This window comes from Halomonas sp. SIMBA_159 (genome assembly GCF_046536035.1).
Lineage (GTDB): Bacteria > Pseudomonadota > Gammaproteobacteria > Pseudomonadales > Halomonadaceae > Vreelandella > Vreelandella venusta_A.
Genome location: NZ_JAWJBT010001536.1, coordinates 1 through 239, shown reverse-complemented (window position 1 = coordinate 239; position 239 = coordinate 1). Strand labels below are relative to the sequence as shown.

The 239-nt window shown below is 50.6% G+C and carries 1 protein-coding gene; it reads left to right on the top strand.

The features are described 5' to 3' along the window. The coding region (locus R0J87_RS24385; protein WP_498889628.1) for a DUF7840 domain-containing protein at positions 1-239 on the top strand (239 nt) is incomplete at both ends.

Here is a 239-nt window from a genome sequence, read left to right as displayed (position 1 = left end):
TCGCCGGAAGGCGTTCCGGAATTAACAGGGACTTGGCTACCCGCCTCACATACCCTGATGGACGATAACCGTAATGCGTTCAGTGAATCATCGCTGGAGCTGCTCAAGATATCCGTTAGTGCAAGTCAACGGGAGCTTAATCTGGACAACTTCACCTTATATGGCATACACAGTTACCTGCCATATGATCCTCTGTTTGGCGGCCTGTCTGGTCATTTTTCCGTTCAATGGGATCGGGG